The following is a 17,838-nucleotide window of genomic DNA, read 5'->3' as shown; positions in this document are numbered from 1 at the left end:
ACGTCAGAAGGCGAGCCCGTGGCCACGGTAGCTGCGCACCCGCTCCCCGAGGCGGTCTCCCGAGAGCAGGTGGACGAGGTTCGTGTGCTCGAACAGCTCGCCCGACTTGGCGTGCCGGAACCACACCCGGTCGCCGATCTCCAGCAGTGCCGCCGGCTGGCCGGTCAGGGGCGTCTGCACCTCGCCGGCACCCTCGAGCCCGGTCAGGTGCAGTCCGGCGGGCGCCCACGGCAGCGGCAGCCGGTCGGGACCCGCGGGTCCGGAGGCCGCGAACCCGCCGCCGTGCACGGTGGCCACGTCGGGGGAGGGACGCCGGACGACGGGCAGGGCGTAGAACGCCGCCGGGCGCGGCTGGAAGGACCGGTAGTGGTCGAAGAGCCCGGGCACCAGCAGCCCCGAGCCCGCGGCGACCTCGGTGACGACGGGGTCGGCCACGGTGTCGGCGACCGACCCGGAGCCGCCCGCGTTCCAGAACTCCAGCTCGACGATCTCCGACAGCGCGTCGGCGATCTCGCGGCGGCGCGCCTCGAGCTGGGTGAGCGACATCGACTTCAGCCGGCGTACGACGAGCGAGCGGGCGCGGGCGGTGGGGACGTCGTCGGGCAGCCCGGCGACCTGGCCCTCGTAGGTCATGACGCCGACCAGTCGGAAGCCGGGCCGCTCCACGACCGCGCGGGCCAGGCGGGCGACCGAGGCCGCGTCGAAGAGCGGGGAGCGCTTGGGGCCGACGTGCTGACGCCCGAGGCGGAGGCCGGCGTCGACCTCGATCGAGACCCGGATCGGCACGGCGTGCGAGGACCGCACGGAGTCGACGAGGTCCAGGTGCGCCACGTCGTCGATCATCAGCGTCACCCGACCGGCCGCCCGGGGCGACTCGACGAGCCGGCTCAGCGCGGCGCGGTCGACGGTGGGGTAGGCGACCACGATGTCGTCGCTGAGCCCCTCCTCCTCCAGCCACAGGGCCTCGGGCAGCGTGTAGGCGAGGATCCCCTCGAAGCCGTCGCGCGCCAGCGCCCGGCGCAGCAGGGCGGGGACGCGCAGCGACTTCGACGCCACCCGGATGGGCTTGCCGGCCGCCCGGCGCAGGAGGTCGTCGGCGTTGGCGTCGAAGGCGTCGAGGTCGACGACCACGAGCGGGGCGCCGAGCGGCTCGCCGTGGGCATGCACGGCGCCCTCGAGCCGCGCCCACAGGCGGTTGCGCTCGACGGCGGAGGAGCCGGCGGGCCCCCAGGGGTCGGTTGACGGCGTGCTGGTCGGCATCAGCTGATCCCTCGCTTGCGCAGGAGCGCCTCGATCTCGGCCATGTCGTCGTCGATCGCGGGCTTGCCGCGGGCGGGAGCGCCGCTCGGCGGCAGCGTGGGGGCCTCGGGGTCGGTGGTCGCCCTGCGGGGGCGCCCGCCCCCGGCGCGCGCCTCGAGCGCCCGGCCCGCCCCGAAGAGCACGACGGCCAGTCCCGCGACGCCGATGCCCACCCACACGAGCGGGCTGAACACCAGCGAGGTCGCCCAGTCGGCCACGGCGTCGCCGATGCGGGTGAGCATCCGCAGCGTCTTGGTGAGGTAGGCGGCCAGCGGCAGCAGGGTCAGCCCGGCCCCCTTGAGGGCCGCGGGCAGGCCGCGCCGCCGGTAGGCGAACCAGGTGTAGAGGCCGCCCACCACGGTGAGCACCACCGCCAGGGCTCCCCACGTCACGTCGTCCATCCGTCCAGCCTGGCACAACCGCCGACACGGCTCGCCGCGACGCCCCGTCGCCGCGGGTGGGACCGGCGCCGTCGGGCCGCGCGGCACGGCCCATGATGGAGGGGTGAGCGAACGACGCCTCCTCGGACCCGGCTTCCCCGACGACACCGGGGCCGGCGACCCCGCGCTGCGTGCCGCGCTGGCGGCGTACGACGGCGGCGCCGACTCCCAGGTCGCGGCGCTGAGCGCCCTGGCCTCGGCGCGGCTGCTGGTCCCCGTGGTCGCGGTGCTCGGCGAGGTCGAGGTCGACGAGCGCGGGCTGGCCCACGACAAGACCAGCGACATGGCGGCGGTGCTCCTCGAGGGCGCCGACGGGCGCCTGGCGATGCTGGCCTTCACCGGCACCGACTCCCTGGCCGCGTGGAACCCCGAGGCCCGGCCGGTGCCGGTGTCGGCCCAGACGGCGGCGCAGTCCGCGCTGCAGGAGGAGGCCGCGGCGCTCGTGGTCGACCTCGCCGGGCCGGCGACGTTCGTGCTGGAGGGCGACGACCTGCTGGGCGTGGCCTCCGGCTGGACGCTGACCCGGGTCGGCGACCGCTCCGCGTGGCGGGTCGAGTGAGGCCGTGGAGCGGCCCGCGGCGCGTGGTCCAGCCAGGCGATTGGGCGCGTGACGGAATAGTCCGATAGCATGCGGCGTTGACCGACCAGTCCAGGAAACTGGACCGATCACACAAGCGGAGTCAGCTTCATCGTCTCCCACCCGCATCGGCCGAGACAGGTCGTCGGGTCCGGTCCCGCAGGCTCCGGCCTTGCGCGAGCGCCCAGCGCACGCGTGATCCCGAAGCCTACGGAGTCGCAGAAGCCTGACGGGTGGACGCGATGCGACTGGCTTCCGCTTGAGACAAGCGGGAGCCGTTCTCCATTTCGGGGGCGACTCCCGGGCCCCGAACACACTGGAGGACACATCAGCACCGAGCTTCGTATCAACGAGCGGATCCGGGTTCCCGAGGTCCGCCTCGTCGGACCCAACGGCGAGACGGTCGGCATCGTGCCGACCGACCAGGCCCTCAAGCTGGCCCAGGAGGCCGACCTCGACCTCGTCGAGATCGCGCCCCAGGGCAAGCCGCCCGTGTGCAAGCTCATGGACTACGGGAAGTTCAAGTACGAGAACGCCCAGAAGGCCCGTGAGGCGCGCCGGAACCAGACGAACGTGATCATCAAGGAGATGAAGCTTCGTCCCAAGATCGACGCGCACGACTACGAGACCAAGAAGGGTCACGTGGTGCGGTTCCTGCGCGCCGGCGACAAGGTCAAGATCACGATCATGTTCCGCGGTCGCGAGCAGCACCGCCCCGAGCTGGGCTTCCGCCTGCTGCAGCGCCTGGCCGAGGACGTCACCGAGCTGGGCTTCGTCGAGTCGTCGCCCAAGCAGGACGGCCGCAACATGATCATGGTCCTCGGCCCGCACAAGAAGAAGGCCGACGCCAAGGTCGACATGCAGGCCGAGAAGGAGACCAAGATGGCCGAGCGTGCCGCCGTCGTGGACGCCGAGAAGGCCGAGCGTGACGCCGCCCACGCAGCCGGGCCGGTCGCGCAGAAGAAGGAGCGCGGCCGCTCCGAGAACCTCGATCCCGAGATCGAGGCCTGAGACCCCGGGCCGGCGGACACGCCGGCCAGCAGCCGATCGGGTCGCGCCTGCGCGACCACGACCGAAAGAGAGAGACAGAATGCCGAAGAACAAGAGCCACTCCGGTGCCGGCAAGCGCTTCCGCGTGACCGGCTCGGGCAAGATCCTTCGCGAGAAGGCGGGCAAGCGCCACAACCTGGAGAAGAAGGCCTCCAAGGTCACGCGTCGCCTGACCGGCACGGTGGAGGTCGCCAAGGCCGACACCAAGCGCGCCAAGAAGATGCTCGGCATCTGACCCTCGTCCACCCGTTCGTTGGTCGAGGCACCTCGATCGAGCAACTTCAGCACCAAGGAGTAACACCATGGCACGCGTCAAGCGGGCAGTGAACGCCCAGAAGAAGCGCCGTACCACCCTCGAGCGCGCCGCCGGCTACCGCGGCCAGCGCTCGCGTCTGTACCGCAAGGCCAAGGAGCAGGTCACCCACTCCCTGGTCTACAGCTACAACGACCGCCGCAAGAACAAGGGCAACTTCCGCAAGCTGTGGATCCAGCGCATCAACGCCGCCGCGCGTGCGCAGGGCATGACCTACAACCGCTTCATCCAGGGCCTGAACCTGGCCGGCATCGAGGTCGACCGCAAGATCCTCGCCGACCTGGCCGTCAACGACCCGGCCGCGTTCACCGCGATCCTCGAGGCCGCCCGTGCGGCCCTGCCCGAGGACGTCAACGCGCCCAAGGTCGAGGCCACGGCCTGAACACCCCGCTGACGTCGGGCAACGCCCGGCTCAAGGACGCGCGCAAGCTCAGCCGCCGCTCGGAGCGATCCGAGCGGCGGCTGTTCCTTGCCGACGGCCCGAAGGCCGTGGAGGGCGCGCTCGGCGTGCCCGGCTGCGCGGTCGAGGTGTTCGCCACCCCGGCCGCCACCGAGCAGTACGCCGACCTCGCGTCGGCCGCTCCGGTGTGGACGCTCGTCGACGACCGCGCGCTGGCCTCGCTCAGCGACAGCGTGAGCCCGGCCGGTGTCGTCGCGCTCTGCCGCTTCCTGGACCGGCCCCTGGAGCACCTGCTCGACCCCGCGCCGCGGCTGATCGCGCTGTGCGCCGACGTCCGCGACCCCGGCAACGCCGGCACGGTCATCCGCTCGGCTGACGCAGCTGGCGCCGGGGCCGTCGTCCTGGCCGGGAGCTCGGTGGACGTCTACAACCCCAAGACGGTGCGCGCGAGCGTCGGCAGCGTCTTCCACCTGCCCGTCGCGGTCACCGACGACGCGGCGTCCGCCGTCCGCGCCGCGCAGGCCGCGGGCCTGGTCGTCCTGGCCGCCGACGGCGCCGGCGACGTCGACCTCTTCGAGGCCGGCGAGCTGCTCGCGGGACCCACCGCGTGGCTCTTCGGCAACGAGGCCTGGGGGCTGCCGCCGGAGCTGGCCGCCCTGGCCGACCACCGGGTGGCGATCCCGATCCACGGTCGCGCCGAGAGCCTCAACCTCTCCACCGCCGCCGCCCTGTGCCTCTACGCCTCGGCCACGACCCAGCGCCGTGCGGGCCCCGGGACTGCGCCCTCGTAGGCCCTCGTAGGGTGCACGCATGGCCGGGGAGATCGTGAGCGCGCAGGCGCTCGCCGACGCCCTTCCCGACGGCGTCGTCGTCGCGGACGGCCAGGGGACGGTCGTGCTCGTGAGCCGGCTGGCCGCGCGGATGCTCGGCGGCGAGGTCGCCGAGCTGGTCGGTCGCCCGCTCGCCGACGTCCTCGCGCTGCAGGACCACGACGGGACCGCCTGGCACGCCGCCAACGCGCCGTACGGCGGTCTGGTCACCCGCACCGGCGTGCCCGAGCAGTCGTGGCTGCTGCCGAACGGCACCGAGGTGCTGGTGACGGCGCGGATCGAGCGGCCCTCGCTGCGCGAGCCGGTGTCGCGGGTGTCGGTCACGATCCGCTCGGGGCGGGGCCGGGCCCGGCTCGACCGCGAGCGCTCCGACCTGGTCGCCACGGTGGCGCACGAGCTGCGCTCGCCCCTGACCGGGGTGAAGGGCTTCGTGCAGGCGCTGCTCAACCGCTGGGACAAGCTCAGCGACGAGCAGAAGAAGCTGATGCTCACCACCGTGCACGCCGACTCCGACCGGCTCAGCCGCCTGATCGCCGAGCTGCTCGACGTGGCCCGCATCGACACCGGCCGTCTCCAGCTGCACCCGCGGCCCTCCGACGCGGCGGTGCTGGTGGGCCGCATCGCGGAGTCCGTCGCGGCCGGCACCGCACGCGAGATCGACCTCGACGTCGTCGGCGACCTGCCCCAGGTCAACGTCGACCCCGACAAGTTCACCCAGGTGGTGACCAACCTGATCGAGAACGCCGTGCGGCACGGCGAGGGCCGGGTCTCGGTGCGCCTGGCCGCCCTCCCCGACACCGCCGAGACGCCGGGCGTCGAGCTCACCGTCGACGACGAGGGCGAGGGCATCCCCGTGGAGCTGCGGCGCCGCGTGTTCACCAAGTTCTGGCGCGGGGGAGTCAGCGGCGGCTCCGGGCTGGGCCTCTACCTCGTCAACGGCCTCGTGCGCGCCCACGGCGGCACGGTCACGATCGCCGACGCGCCCGGCGGCGGAGCGCGCGTCGTGCTCGTCTGGCCTGCCGGCAGCATGCTCTGACCCGCGTCCGGTACCGGCATCTGCTGGTACCGGTCCCGGCGGCCCGCCGCCCCTCAGTCGGCGGCGGCGTCGACCGCACGTGGGGCGGCGTACGGCGCGAGGACGAGCTCGGCGCCGGCCTCGGCGATCAGCGTGCGGGCGTCGGGGGACAGGCCCTCGTCGCTCACCACGACGTCGGCCTGGTCGAGCGGGACGATGGTGCTGATGCCGATGATCCCCCACTTGGTGTGGTCGGCGAGCACCACCAGCCGCTGACCGGCCGCGACCAGCGCCTGGTCGGTGTCGGCCTCGTGCAGGTTGGGTGTGGTGAAGCCGGCGCGCGCGGTCATGCCGTGGACGCCCAGGAACACGACGTCGAGGTGCAGCAGCCGCAGCGACGACACCGCCACCGGCCCCACGAGCGCGTCCGAGGGGGTGCGGACGCCGCCGGTGAGCACGACGTTGGGGGCCTCGGTGCCGCCGGTGTGCAGCACCTCCGCGACCCGCATCGAGTTCGTGACGACCGTGAGACCCGGGATGTCGCGCAGGTGGTGGGCGAGGGTCCAGGTGGTGGTCCCGGCCGAGAGCCCGACGGCGGACCCGGGCTGCACCAGCGCCGCGGCGGCGGCCGCGATGGCCTCCTTCTCGGCCGTCTGGCGCGCCCACTTGGCCTCGAAGCCGGGCTCGTCGGTGCTCGGCTTGCCGCCGCCGGTGACGGTGGCGCCGCCGTGCACCTTCGCCAGCTGGCCCTGGGCGGCGAGCGTGTCGAGGTCGCGCCGGATGGTCATGTCCGAGACGTTGAGCAGCCGGGCGAGCTCGGAGACCCGGACGGCGCCGCGGTGCTCCACCTCGCGCAGAATCCGGGTCTGTCGTTCGGCGGCGAGGATGACGTCTCCTGAGGTCGGCGGCTGTGAACCTGTGTGCGAAAGTGCGCGGATCCGTGGGTTCAGCAGAGTCTGACGGGTGGTGTGGGTCACATTCAAGCAGATCCGCACAACGAAATGCTGGGAGAGTTCGCCCGTGTGGGTGATTGCGCTTTTTTGTTCGACCATGTTTGCTTACCTCGAGCCCGTGTGTGACGGCTGTCTCATCCCCTAACCGGACGTTTCCAAGGAGCACCTCATGACGAGCACGACATTCTCGGCCTGGAAGACGCTGGCGGTCGCCGCCACCGCGAGCCTGGCGCTGGCCGGCTGCACCAACTCCGGCGACGACTCCGCCAACGACCAGCCCGCGGGCGACGACAAGCAGGTGGTCAAGGAGAGCGAGTCCGCCGGCCCCGGCTGCACCCTCGACAAGTACGGCGCCGAGAAGCTCGACCTGAAGAACGCCGTCGTCGGCTTCTCCCAGTCCGAGCCCGACACCGCCGCGTTCCGCGCCGCCGAGACCGCCTCGATCAAGAGCGCGGCCAAGGAGGCCGGCGTCAAGAAGCTGATCGTCACCAACGCCAACGCCGAGCTGCCCAAGCAGATCGCCGACATCCAGGACATGCTCAACCAGGGCGTCCAGATGCTCATCGTCGCGCCGGTCAACTCCGACGGCCTGGACCCGGCCCTGGCCGCGGCCAAGCAGAAGGGCGTCCCGGTCCTCACGATCGACCGCAAGGTCACCAACCAGTCCTGCTCCGACTACGTCGCCTTCCTGGGCTCGGACTTCTACGACCAGGGCGTGCGCGCGGCCGACGCGATGAACGAGGCCACCGGCGGCGAGGGCAAGGTCGCCATCCTGCTCGGCTCCTCCGGCAACAACGTCACCGACGAGCGCAACGCCGGTTTCAAGGAGCAGGTCGAGAAGGAGTACCCCGACCTGGAGATCGTCGTCGAGCAGACGGCCAACTTCGCGCGCGACGAGGGCCAGACGGTCACCGAGCAGCTGCTCCAGTCCAACCCCGACATCACCGCCATCTACGCCCACAACGACGAGATGGCGCTCGGCGCCGTCACCGCCGTCTCGGCCGCCGGCAAGGACCCGGGAGAGGACATCAAGATCGTGTCCATCGACGGCACCCGCAACGCCGTCCAGGGCATCGTCGACGGCGACATCAACGCCGTGATCGAGTCCAACCCGCGCTTCGGCCCGCTCGCCTTCGAGACCATGACCAAGTTCTACGCCGGCGAGGAGATCCCCGAGGACGTCATCATCGAGGACGACGAGTACACCTCGGAGAACGCCGAGCAGGACCTGAGCAAGGCCTTCTGAGGAGCCGCGTGACCTCCACGACCACCACCACACCGGCGCGAGGCACCGGTGACCCCGTCCTCGAGACGGTCGGGGTCACCAAGACCTTCGGCGGCGTCCACGCCCTGCGCGGCGTGGACTTCCAGCTCGCCCCCGGCGAGATCCACGCGCTCGTCGGCGAGAACGGCGCCGGCAAGTCCACGCTGATCAAGGTCCTCACCGGCGTCTACGCCCCCGACGCGGGGGAGGTGCGCTACGCGGGGGAGACCCGGCACTTCCGGGGTCCCTCCGACGCGCAGGACGTCGGCATCTCGACGATCTACCAGGAGGTCAACCTGGTCCCGCTGCTCAGCGTGGCCCGCAACATCTTCCTGGGACGCGAGCCGCGCAACCGGTTCGGCCTGATCGACGTCCGGTCCATGAACCAGCAGGCCCGCGAGCTGATGCGGGAGCTGACGATCGAGCTCGACGTCAGCAAGGAGCTGGGCCGGCTGGGCCTCGGCGCGCAGCAGATGGTCGCGCTCGCGCGGGCCATGTCGGTCGAGAGCCGCGTGGTGATCATGGACGAGCCGACGTCCTCGCTGGAGGCCAAGGAGGTGACCACCCTCTTCACCGTCGCGCGACGGCTGCGCGACCGCGGGGTGGGCCTGGTCTTCGTCTCCCACCGGCTCGACGAGCTGTGGGAGCTGTGCGACCGGGTGACGATCCTGCGCGACGGTCGCTGGGTGCACACCGGCCCGCTGGCCGAGATGAGCCGGCTGGAGCTGGTCTCCAGCATGCTCGGGCGCGACGTGGAGGAGGTGGCCTCCGAGGGCGCGACCGAGTTCGGGGAGTCCCACCGCCGCAGCGAGGAGCCGGCGATGGTCGTCTCCGGCATCGAGGTGCGCAACCGACTGCACGGCATCGACCTCACGGTGCGTCCCGGCGAGGTGGTCGGGCTGGCGGGACTGCTCGGCTCCGGGCGCAGCGAGACCGTCAAGGCGATCTACGGCGCCATGCACACCGACGCCGGCGAGGTGACGGTGTCGGGCAAGAAGGTGCGCGCCAACTCCGTGCGCCGGGCTCTGAGCGCCGGGATCGCGCTGCTGTCGGAGGACCGCAAGGCCGAGGGGATCATCCCGGACCTGTCGGTGCGCGACAACATCGCGCTGGCCGTGCTGCCCCGCATGTCGCGGGCCGGCGTGGTCTCCGAGGGGAAGATCGATGCGCTCGTCGAGACCTTCATGCGCCGCCTGCAGATCAAGGCCTCGAGCCCGCAGCAGAAGGTGCGCGAGCTCTCCGGCGGCAACCAGCAGAAGGTGCTGATCGCGCGCTGGCTGTGCACCGAGCCCACGGTGTTCCTCCTCGACGAGCCCACCCGCGGCATCGACGTGGGCGCCAAGAGCGAGGTGCAGTCCCTCATCGACGAGCTGGCCCAGCAGGGCCTCGCGGTCGTCCTGATCTCCAGCGAGATGGACGAGCTGGTGGAGGGCGCCGACCGCATCGTCGTCCTGCACGACGGCTCCGCGCAGTCCGAGCTCGACAGCCGCAACCTGAGCAGCTCCGAGCTGCTCCGGGCGCTGGCCGGCGACCGGTCCACCGACAGCCCTAGGGGCGGCCAGACCGGCGGCCCCACCGACAGCCCCACCGACAGCAAGGGAGAGGCGTCGTGACCGACACCGCGAGCCCCGCCACCACGGGGGCGTCCGCACCGGAGAGCTCGGGGCGGAGCCGGCGCGTCGACAGCGACTGGGTGCGCCGCAACGGCGTGTTCGTCGCCCTCGTGCTGCTGCTGCTCTTCAACCTGCTCTTCACCGACAACTTCGCCACCGAGGGCACCCTGCGACTGCAGCTCGTCCAGGTCGCGCCGGTGCTGATCGTGGCGCTGGGCATGGCGCTGGTAATCGGCACCGAGGGCATCGACCTGTCCGTCGGCGCCGTCATGGCGCTCGCGGCGGCGCTGATCCCGCTCTACATCGGCTACGGCACCGGCGTCTCGATCGGGATCTCGCTGGCGGCCGGGGTCGTGGTCGGCCTCATCGCGGGCGTCCTGGTCGCCCACGTCGGCGTGCAGCCGATCGTGGCCACCCTCGGCCTGATGGTCGCCGGGCGCGGGGTCGCCAACCTCTTCGGCGGGCAGATCAAGAGCATCCGCGACGAGAGCTTCCGCGAGCTCGGCACCGGCAGCATCCTCGGGATCCCCTACGTCGTCGCCATCGCGGCGGTCATCGCGGTCGTCGTGGGCCTCGTGGTGCGGAGGACCACCTACGGCCGTCAGCTGGTCGCCATCGGCGGCAACAAGCTGGCCGCCGAGCTGGCCGGCTTGCCTGTCAAGCGCGTGCTGGTCACGACGTACGTCGTCTCGGGCCTGCTCGCCGCCATGGCCGGGATCCTGCTGGCCGCCCGCTCGCAGGCCAGCGACCCGACCAAGCTGGGGCTGCTCATGGAGCTCTCGGCGATCACCGCGGTCGTCATCGGCGGCACCCCGCTCTCCGGCGGCCAGGTGCGCATCCTGGGCACCGTCGCGGGCGCGCTGCTGATGCAGCTCATCACCGCGACGCTGATCTTCCACAACATCCAGGACTCCTGGGCCCAGATCGTGCAGGCCGTCATCGTCATCGCGGCGGTCTACGTCCAGCTGGGCCGCGGCACGACCAGAAAGTCGAGGAAGACATGAGCGCCACCGAGGTGGACCCGGCCACGACGAACTCCCCGGAGGCCGCCATGGCCTCCCGGGCGCGGTTCGCCGCCCTGGTGCAGCGCCAGGGAGCCTTTGCGATCTTCGTGCTCGTCATGGTGGTCGCCAGCTTCAGCTTCGACTCGTTCCTGAGCCGCGGCAACCTCACCGGCATCGCGGTGCAGGCGTCGTTCCTGGCCATGCTCGCGCTCGGCATGACGTTCGTGATCATGACCGGCGGCATCGACCTCTCGGTCGGCAGCGTGTTCGCCCTCGGCGGCGTGCTGGCGGCCTGGGGCTCGCAGCACGGCACGCTCGTGGCGTTCGCGCTCCCGCTCGGCGTGTGCGGCCTGATCGGGCTGGTGCAGGGCCTGGTGATCGCGCGCGGTGGCCTGCCGCCGTTCATCGTGACGCTGGCCGGACTGCTCTTCGCCCGCGGACTGCTGCTCCTGCTGACCGACGAGGGCGCCAAGACCTACAAGGTCCCGGCCGGCTCGTCGTTCCGCAAGCTCGCCCAGAGCGACCTGCTCGGGGTGCCCTACCCGGTCCTCCTGGTGGTGCTGTTCTTCGCGATCGGCGCGCTGGTCCTGCACCGCACGTCCTACGGCGCCTCGGTGCTGGCCATCGGCGGGCAGGAGGACGCCGCGGAGCTGATGGGCCTGCCGGTGCAGCGCACCAAGGTCCTGACCTACGTCGCCTCCGCGCTCCTGGCCGGCTTCGGCGGCATCATGATCGCCTCCTACACCTCCTCGGGCGTGACCATCCTCGGCGTGGGCCTCGAGCTCGAGGCGATCGCCGCCGTGGTGCTGGGCGGCACGCTGCTCACCGGTGGCGCCGGGACGATCCTCGGCAGCCTGATCGGCGTGCTGCTGCTCCAGGTCATCAAGAACGTCATCAACCAGGTCGGGTCGCTCGACTCCGACTGGCAGGCCGTCGTGAGTGGCAGCATCCTGCTGGGCGTGGTGACGCTGCAGCGGTGGCTGACCCGCGCCGAGCGCACCTAGCGACCTCGACGACGCAGCATCCCGGGACTCACCTGGACTCACCCCGGGCCCACCAATGACGCAGCGACGCCCGCCACCTGACCAGGTGGCGGGCGTCGTCGCGTGTGCGGGGCGGGGGAGGCTCAGGCCTCGCCCATCACCAGGCCCTCGATCGTGTGCTTCTGGGTGATCGGCGTGAGCTCGTCGACGACGGGGCAGGACAGGTGCGCGCGGACCCGCTCCGGCAGCGCCTCCCAGAACGCCTTGGTCACGGCGAGGTCGTGCTTCTCGTCGTTGCCGGCGCCCGGGGCGTCGATGCCCAGGACCAGGACCGGGCGCGACTTCTCGGAGTGGTTCTGGGTGCCGCGGTGGACCGTCAGCGCGGAGCGCGCCGAGATGTCGCCCATCTGGGGGTACTTGCGCACGGCCAGCTCCTCGTAGCGGGAGTAGGCCGACTTGGGCGGGAACATGCCGTGCTCGAAGTCCTCCCCGGTGTCCCAGTGGGTGCCGGGCGCGACCTCGAAGGGACCCATGTCCTCCGCGGTGTCGACGCAGGTGACGTTGAAGGCCAGCGACGTGAGGCGCCGCTCCTCGAGCGTCTCGCGCGGGCTCGGGAAGTCGCGGTGCCAGGGCTGGTTGACGGCGCCGGCGAACGGGATGTCGAAGCCGACCTCCACGATCTGGTAGTCGGGACCGAGCACGCTCTCGCAGACCGCGCGCACCCACGGGTGGTCGACCAGGTCGACGAAGCCGCGCAGCGCCTCCGGGTGGATCTCGACGTAGTAGCGGTTGGGACCGCGGCCGACCGCGCCGCCCTCGCGGGAGCGGGCCTCGTCGAAGGCGGCCTCCACGTCCTCGCGCAGCTGCTCGACCCACTCGCGGGAGAAGGCCTGCTTCGCGGCGGTGATGCCGTCGGTCTGGATGGCGGACGAGATGGCGTCGGTGTCGATCGGGACGTCGAGTGCTGCGGTGGTCGTCATCAGTGCTCCTTGGAGATCGTGGTGTCTGACACCAGTTTGCAACGTTGCAATGCCACGTTGCAATAGCCTGGGCCCAGGAGGTCGGAAATTCATGCCTGCGAATCTCAAGGACGTCGCCGTCCGCGCCGGGGTGTCGGTGCGCACGGTGTCCAACGTCGTCAACACCCCCGAGGTTGTGGCGGCGGGCACGCGGGACCGCGTGCTCTCGGCCATCGAGGAGCTGGGCTACCGGCCCAACGTCGCCGCTCGGGCGCTGCGCCGGGGCCGGTCGGAGGTCATCGGGCTGGTCGTGCCGGAGATCGACTCGCCGTACTTCGCCGAGCTCGCGGCCCACGTCGTGAGGGCGGCCGAGGCACGGGGCTGGACCGTCCACATCGAGCAGACCGACGGCAGCGGCCCGCGCGAGCGGCAGCTCCTCGACGGTGCGCGGGGCCAGGGCGTCGACGGCGTCATCTTCAGCCCCTGGTCGATGACCGCCGACGAGGTCTCGCGCCGCTCGGCCGCGCCCCCGGTGGTGATGCTGGGGGAGCAGCCCGGCGTCGGGACCGTCGACCACGTCGCGGTCGACAACCGCCTTGCCGCTGCCGGCGCCACGCGCCACCTGCTGGCCTCCGGCCGCCGCCGGATCGCCGCCGTCGGGGTCCAGCCGCACCTGCGCAACGAGACGGCGCGCCAGCGCCTCGCCGGCTACCGCGACGCCCTCGCCGAGGCCGGGGTCGCCGACGACGAGCGCCTCCACGTCCCCGTGGAGCGGCTCCACCACCAGGACGGCGCGGACGCGATGCGGCGCCTGGCCGAGCTGGAGGCGCTGCCGGACGCGCTGTTCTGCTTCACCGACCAGCTGGCCCTCGGCGCGCTCCGGGCCTGCGCCGACCTGGGCCTGCGGGTGCCCGACGACGTCGCGCTGGTGGGCTTCGACGACATCGAGGCCGGGCGCTACTCGGTGCCCAGCATCACCACCGTCGCCCCCGACAAGGAGCGCCTGGCCGAGCTCGCGCTGGCCTGCCTCGACGAGCGGATGCGCGACCACGCGCTGCCGGGACGCGACGTGGCGGTGCCGCACCGGCTGGTGGTGCGCGAGAGCGCGCCCGCCCCCGCGACGCCCCCGGCGAGCGCCGCCCGGTGAGACGCGCCCGGTGAGACGCAGGAGAACCGGTTCGCGCCGCGCCGGGCGACGTTCCTAGACTTCACCCCGTGTCCGGACCCAATACCGACTACGACCCCGTGGAGGTCAGCACCTTGCAGCCCGAAGAGGTCGAGGCCGCCCGTGACGCCGCGCTGGCGGCGTTCGCCGCGGCCGGCGACCTCGAGCAGCTCAAGCAGGCCCGTCTCGAGCACGCGGGGGACCGCTCGCCGCTGGCGCTGGCCAACCGCGAGATCGGGGCCCTGCCGCCGCAGGCCCGGAAGGAGGCCGGGCAGCGGCTCGGCCAGGCGCGCGGAGCCGTCAACCAGGCCCTCGCGGCCCGCCAGGCGGTCCTGGAGGCCGAGCACGAGGAGCGGATGCTCGTCGAGGAGACCGTCGACGTCACCGTCCCGACCGACCGACTGCCGCTCGGCGCCCGCCACCCGATCACCACCGGGTCCGAGCTGATCGCCGACATCTTCGTGGCGATGGGCTGGGAGGTCGCCGAGGGCCCGGTCATCGAGGCCGAGTGGCTCAACTTCGACGCCCTCAACCTCGGCCCCGACCACCCCGCCCGCACGATGCAGGACACGTTCTGGACCTCGCCGGCCGAGGACCACCTCGTGCTGCGCACGCACACCTCGCCGGTCCAGGCGCGCACGATGCTGACCCGCGAGCCCCCGATCTACGTCGTGTGCCCCGGGCGGGTCTTCCGCACCGACGAGTACGACGCCACGCACAGCCCGATGTTCCACCAGGTCGAGGGCCTCGCCATCGACGAGGGCATCTCCATGGCCCACCTCAAGGGCACCCTCGACCACTTCGCCACCGCGATGTTCGGGGAGGGCATCACGACCCGCTTCCGCCCGTCGTACTTCCCCTTCACCGAGCCCAGCGCCGAGGTCGACCTGGTCTGCTTCGTGTGCCGCGGCAGCGGGCTCGACGAGTCCGGCGCCGACACCTGCCGCACGTGTCGCGGCGAGGGCTGGATCGAGTGGGGCGGCTGCGGCGTGGTCAACCCCCGCGTCCTGGTCGCCTGCGGGGTCGACCCCGAGCGCTACTCCGGCTTCGCCTTCGGCATGGGCATCGACCGCACCCTGATGTTCCGTCACGGCCTCGAGGACCTCCGCGCCCTCTTCGAGGGTGACGTCCGGTTCACCACCGCCTTCGGAAGCGAGCTGTAGGCATGAAGACCCCCGTCTCCTGGATCCGGGAGCTCGTCGACCTGCCCGCCGACGTCACCACCGAGACCCTCACCGACCGGCTGACCGCGCTCGGGCTCAAGCTCGAGGCGATCGACGCGCCCGGCGCCGCCATCACCGGCCCGCTCGTGGTCGGCCGCGTGCTCACGATGGAGCCCGAGCCGCAGAAGAACGGCAAGACCATCAACTGGTGCTCCGTCGACGTCGGCGACGCCAACGGCAGCGGTGAGCCGCAGGGCATCGTCTGCGGCGCCCACAACTTCGCCCCGGGCGACCTGGTCGTGGTCGTGCTCCCCGGCGGCGTGCTGCCCGGCGGCTTCGCGATCTCGGCGCGCAAGACCTACGGCCACGTCTCGGCCGGGATGATCTGCTCCGCGGCCGAGCTGGGCCTGGGCGAGGACCACGACGGCATCATCGTCCTGCCGGCCGACGCCGGAGAGCCGGGAGACAGCGCGTTCGGCGTGCTCGGCCTCGACGAGGAGATCATCGAGTTCGAGATCAACCCCGACCGCGCCTACGCCCTCTCGCTGCGCGGCGTCGCCCGCGAGGCCGCGCTCGGCTTCGGCGTGCCGTTCCACGACCCCGCCGCGCGCGAGGTGCCCGAGCCCGACGCCGACGGCTACCCCGTCATCATCGACGACCCCGAGGGGTGCCCGGTCTTCGCGGCGCGCCGGGTGACCGGCTTCGACGCCACCGCGCCGACCCCGGCCTGGATGGCACGACGCATCCAGCAGGCCGGGATGCGCCCGATCTCGCTGGGCGTCGACGTCACCAACTACGTCATGCTCGAGCTCGGCCAGCCCATCCACGGCTACGACGGTGACAAGCTCGACGGCGCGATCCACGTGCGCCGCGCGGCCGAGGGCGAGCGCCTGACGACGCTCGACGGGGCCCGTCGCGTGCTCTCCTCCGACGACCTGGTCATCGTCGACGGCTCCGGGCCCATCGGCCTGGCCGGCGTCATGGGCGGCGCCAGCACCGAGCTCTCCGAGACGACCACCCACGTGGTCATCGAGGCCGCCCACTGGGACGCCGTCTCGATGTTCCGCACCGGCAAGCGCCACAAGCTGTCGTCGGAGGCCGGCAAGCGCAACGAGCGCGGCGTCGACCCGCTCCTGCCCGCGGTGGCAGCCGACCGGGTCGCCGAGCTGCTGGCGACGTACGGCGGCGGCACCGTCGAGCCCGGAGCCACCCTCGTCGGCGTCGTGCCGTCCTCGCCCACCATCGAGATCGACGCCGACCTCCCGGCGCGCATCAGCGGCATGCCGATCCCGGCCGAGACCGCCGTGGCCCACCTCGAGGCGGTCGGCTGCGCGGTGACCGTGCAGGGCGAGCGCCTCACCGTCGTCCCGCCGACCTGGCGGCCGGACGTCACCGACCCCTACGACCTCGTCGAGGAGGTCGCGCGCGTGGTCGGCTACGACCAGGTGCCCTCCGTGCTGCCGCGCGAGGCGGCCGGCCGGGGTCTGACCCGCGAGCAGCGGCTGCGCCGTCGCGTCGGGCGTCTCCTCGCGGGTGCCGGCTGCGTCGAGGTCGTGAGCTTCCCGTTCGTCGGCGAGCAGACCTTCGACGACCTGGGCCTGCCGCCCGACGACGTCCTGCGGCGCACGGTGACGCTGGCCAACCCCATCTCCTCGGAGGAGCCGTCCTACACGACGACGCTCCTGCCCGGCCTGCTCAAGGCCGCCGCGCGCAACCTGGGCCGCGGCGCCCCCGGGGTGGCGCTCTTCGAGACCGGCACCGTCGCCTTCCCGGTCGACCGCGGTCCCGCGCCCATCTACGGCGTCGACCTGCGTCCCAGCGACGCCGAGCTCGAGAAGCTGCTCGAGGTGCTCCCGCGCCAGCCGCTCTTCCTCGCGGTCGTGCTGTCGGGCGAGTCCGAGCGACCCGGCTGGTGGGGCTCGGGCCGCGAGAGCGGGTGGGCCGACAGCATCGCGCTGGTGCGCCGGGTCGCCTCCGACCTGGGCGTGCCGCTCGAGGTCGTCTCCGCGGCCCGCGAGCCGTGGCACCCGGGTCGCTGCGCGCGCCTCGAGGTCGACGGCGTCGAGATCGGTCACGCCGGGGAGCTGCACCCCAAGGTCTGCAAGGCCTTCGGGCTGCCCCCGCGCAGCGCGGCGCTCGAGCTCGACCTCGACCACCTGATGAGCCGCGCGGTCGACGTCGTCGCCGGCCCCGCGCTCTCGACGTACCCCCTCGCCAAGGAGGACGTCGCGCTGGTGGTCGACGCGACCACCACCGTGGCGGCGGTCGAGGAGGCGCTGCGCGAGGGCGCGGGCGGGCTGCTGGAGTCGATCCGGCTCTTCGACGTCTACACCGGCGACCAGGTCGGCGCGGGCCGCAAGTCGCTGGCCTTCGCCCTGCGCTTCCGCGCCGGCGACCGGACCCTCACCGAGGAGGAGACCGGCGCCGCGCGCGACGCGGCCGTCGCCGTCGCCGCTGCCAGGTGCGGCGCGGTCCAGCGCTGATGGGATGAGCGTGCTGGCCCTGCTCGACGCCGTGACCTGGCGGGGCGCCCCGGTCACGGGGGAGCGGGCGCACGCACTCCTCGCCGCGCTGGCGGCCGCCGGCGGGCGCGCCGTCGGCGACGCGACGCTGGTCGAGCGGGTCTGGGGCGCGGACGAGCGCCCGGCGGTGCCGGGCAAGGCCCTGCAGGTGGTGGTCTCCCGGGTGCGGGCGCAGACCGCGCCCGACGCCGTACGGCGCACGGAGCAGGGCTACGCGCTGGGCCTGCCCGGCCACGACGTCGACGCGCTGGAGCTGGGCGTCCTCCTCGAGGAGGCGCGGCGCGCCGA

The 17,838-nt window shown here is 72.6% G+C and carries 18 protein-coding genes; 14 read left to right on the top strand and 4 right to left on the bottom strand.

Features of this window, described 5'->3' with window-relative positions; translation table 11 throughout:
* Window positions 1-3: 3 nt before the first annotated feature.
* Window positions 4-1,260 (bottom strand): amino acid deaminase/aldolase, encoded by a 1,257-nt coding sequence (locus IRQ30_RS18990; RefSeq protein ID WP_193614519.1) that lies wholly within the window; start codon window positions 1,258-1,260, stop codon window positions 4-6.
* Complete coding sequence (locus IRQ30_RS18985) at window positions 1,260-1,700, bottom strand: cellulose synthase (RefSeq protein WP_193614518.1); 441 nt, start codon at window positions 1,698-1,700, stop codon at window positions 1,260-1,262. The genes IRQ30_RS18990 and IRQ30_RS18985 overlap by 1 nt, the downstream gene beginning before the upstream one ends.
* A gap of 103 nt (window positions 1,701-1,803) precedes the next feature.
* Between IRQ30_RS18985 and IRQ30_RS18980 the strand changes: the two genes are divergently transcribed.
* The 6 genes from IRQ30_RS18980 to IRQ30_RS18955 all read left to right on the top strand — a co-directional run bounded on the left by IRQ30_RS18980 (window position 1,804) and on the right by IRQ30_RS18955 (window position 5,945).
* Window positions 1,804-2,298 carry an SseB family protein gene (locus tag IRQ30_RS18980; RefSeq protein ID WP_193614517.1) on the top strand — a complete coding sequence of 165 codons (495 nt, stop codon included), beginning with the start codon at window positions 1,804-1,806 and terminating at the stop codon, window positions 2,296-2,298.
* 345 nt (window positions 2,299-2,643) lie between these two features.
* Entirely contained in the window at window positions 2,644-3,327 is a 684-nt protein-coding gene (gene infC, locus IRQ30_RS18975; protein WP_193609972.1) for a translation initiation factor IF-3, read from the top strand.
* A gap of 79 nt (window positions 3,328-3,406) precedes the next feature.
* A complete protein-coding gene (rpmI, locus tag IRQ30_RS18970) occupies window positions 3,407-3,601 on the top strand; it encodes a 50S ribosomal protein L35 (protein ID WP_193609946.1) in 195 nt (64 codons plus the stop codon).
* A 67-nt stretch (window positions 3,602-3,668) separates the two neighbouring features.
* Entirely contained in the window at window positions 3,669-4,061 is a 393-nt protein-coding gene (gene rplT / locus IRQ30_RS18965) for a 50S ribosomal protein L20 (RefSeq protein ID WP_134741704.1), read from the top strand.
* Complete coding sequence (locus IRQ30_RS18960) at window positions 4,058-4,870, top strand: TrmH family RNA methyltransferase (RefSeq protein WP_193614560.1); 813 nt, start codon at window positions 4,058-4,060, stop codon at window positions 4,868-4,870. The genes rplT and IRQ30_RS18960 overlap by 4 nt, the downstream gene beginning before the upstream one ends.
* 19 nt (window positions 4,871-4,889) lie before the next feature.
* On the top strand, window positions 4,890-5,945 hold the full coding sequence (locus IRQ30_RS18955) for a sensor histidine kinase (protein ID WP_227467827.1): 1,056 nt from the start codon (window positions 4,890-4,892) through the stop codon (window positions 5,943-5,945).
* Between the two features lie 53 nt (window positions 5,946-5,998).
* Here IRQ30_RS18955 and IRQ30_RS18950 read toward each other — a convergent pair whose 3' ends face one another.
* Window positions 5,999-6,901, bottom strand: a complete 903-nt coding sequence (locus IRQ30_RS18950; RefSeq protein WP_420827617.1) for a DeoR/GlpR family DNA-binding transcription regulator — start codon at window positions 6,899-6,901, stop codon at window positions 5,999-6,001.
* A 145-nt stretch (window positions 6,902-7,046) separates the two neighbouring features.
* On the opposite strand from IRQ30_RS18950, the gene IRQ30_RS18945 reads away from it, so the two are divergent.
* From IRQ30_RS18945 to IRQ30_RS18930, 4 genes are read left to right on the top strand one after another with little or no spacing between them, the layout of a single operon-like run.
* On the top strand, window positions 7,047-8,123 hold the full coding sequence (locus IRQ30_RS18945; protein ID WP_193614516.1) for an ABC transporter substrate-binding protein: 1,077 nt from the start codon (window positions 7,047-7,049) through the stop codon (window positions 8,121-8,123).
* Between the two features lie 8 nt (window positions 8,124-8,131).
* Window positions 8,132-9,754, top strand: a complete 1,623-nt coding sequence (locus IRQ30_RS18940) for an ATP-binding cassette domain-containing protein (protein WP_193614515.1) — start codon at window positions 8,132-8,134, stop codon at window positions 9,752-9,754.
* Window positions 9,751-10,758: an ABC transporter permease subunit gene (locus IRQ30_RS18935; RefSeq protein ID WP_193614514.1), complete on the top strand. Its 1,008-nt coding sequence runs from the start codon at window positions 9,751-9,753 to the stop codon at window positions 10,756-10,758. Before IRQ30_RS18940 ends, IRQ30_RS18935 begins: the two co-directional genes overlap by 4 nt.
* A complete protein-coding gene (locus tag IRQ30_RS18930) occupies window positions 10,755-11,762 on the top strand; it encodes an ABC transporter permease (RefSeq protein ID WP_193614513.1) in 1,008 nt (335 codons plus the stop codon). The genes IRQ30_RS18935 and IRQ30_RS18930 overlap by 4 nt, the downstream gene beginning before the upstream one ends.
* 122 nt (window positions 11,763-11,884) lie before the next feature.
* On the opposite strand, the gene IRQ30_RS18925 is transcribed toward IRQ30_RS18930, so the two are convergent.
* Entirely contained in the window at window positions 11,885-12,721 is an 837-nt protein-coding gene (locus tag IRQ30_RS18925; protein ID WP_193614512.1) for a phytanoyl-CoA dioxygenase family protein, read from the bottom strand.
* 91 nt (window positions 12,722-12,812) lie between these two features.
* Between IRQ30_RS18925 and IRQ30_RS18920 the strand changes: the two genes are divergently transcribed.
* From IRQ30_RS18920 to IRQ30_RS18905, 4 genes are all read left to right on the top strand, one after another.
* The gene (locus tag IRQ30_RS18920; RefSeq protein WP_193614511.1) at window positions 12,813-13,847 is read left to right on the top strand and encodes a LacI family DNA-binding transcriptional regulator; all 1,035 of its coding nucleotides are present in this window, start codon (window positions 12,813-12,815) and stop codon (window positions 13,845-13,847) included.
* Between the two features lie 68 nt (window positions 13,848-13,915).
* The gene (gene pheS / locus IRQ30_RS18915) at window positions 13,916-15,028 is read left to right on the top strand and encodes a phenylalanine--tRNA ligase subunit alpha (RefSeq protein ID WP_193614510.1); all 1,113 of its coding nucleotides are present in this window, start codon (window positions 13,916-13,918) and stop codon (window positions 15,026-15,028) included.
* 2 nt (window positions 15,029-15,030) lie between these two features.
* Window positions 15,031-17,511, top strand: a complete 2,481-nt coding sequence (pheT, locus tag IRQ30_RS18910) for a phenylalanine--tRNA ligase subunit beta (protein ID WP_193614509.1) — start codon at window positions 15,031-15,033, stop codon at window positions 17,509-17,511.
* A gap of 4 nt (window positions 17,512-17,515) precedes the next feature.
* Window positions 17,516-17,838: winged helix-turn-helix domain-containing protein (locus IRQ30_RS18905; RefSeq protein ID WP_193614508.1), on the top strand; the 323-nt coding region annotated here is incomplete at its 3' end.

This window comes from Nocardioides lijunqiniae (assembly GCF_015024225.1).
In the GTDB taxonomy this organism is placed as follows: domain Bacteria; phylum Actinomycetota; class Actinomycetes; order Propionibacteriales; family Nocardioidaceae; genus Nocardioides; species Nocardioides lijunqiniae.
The sequence above is the reverse complement of the archived record's forward strand: the minus strand, read 5'-3'. Positions and strand labels throughout refer to the sequence as shown.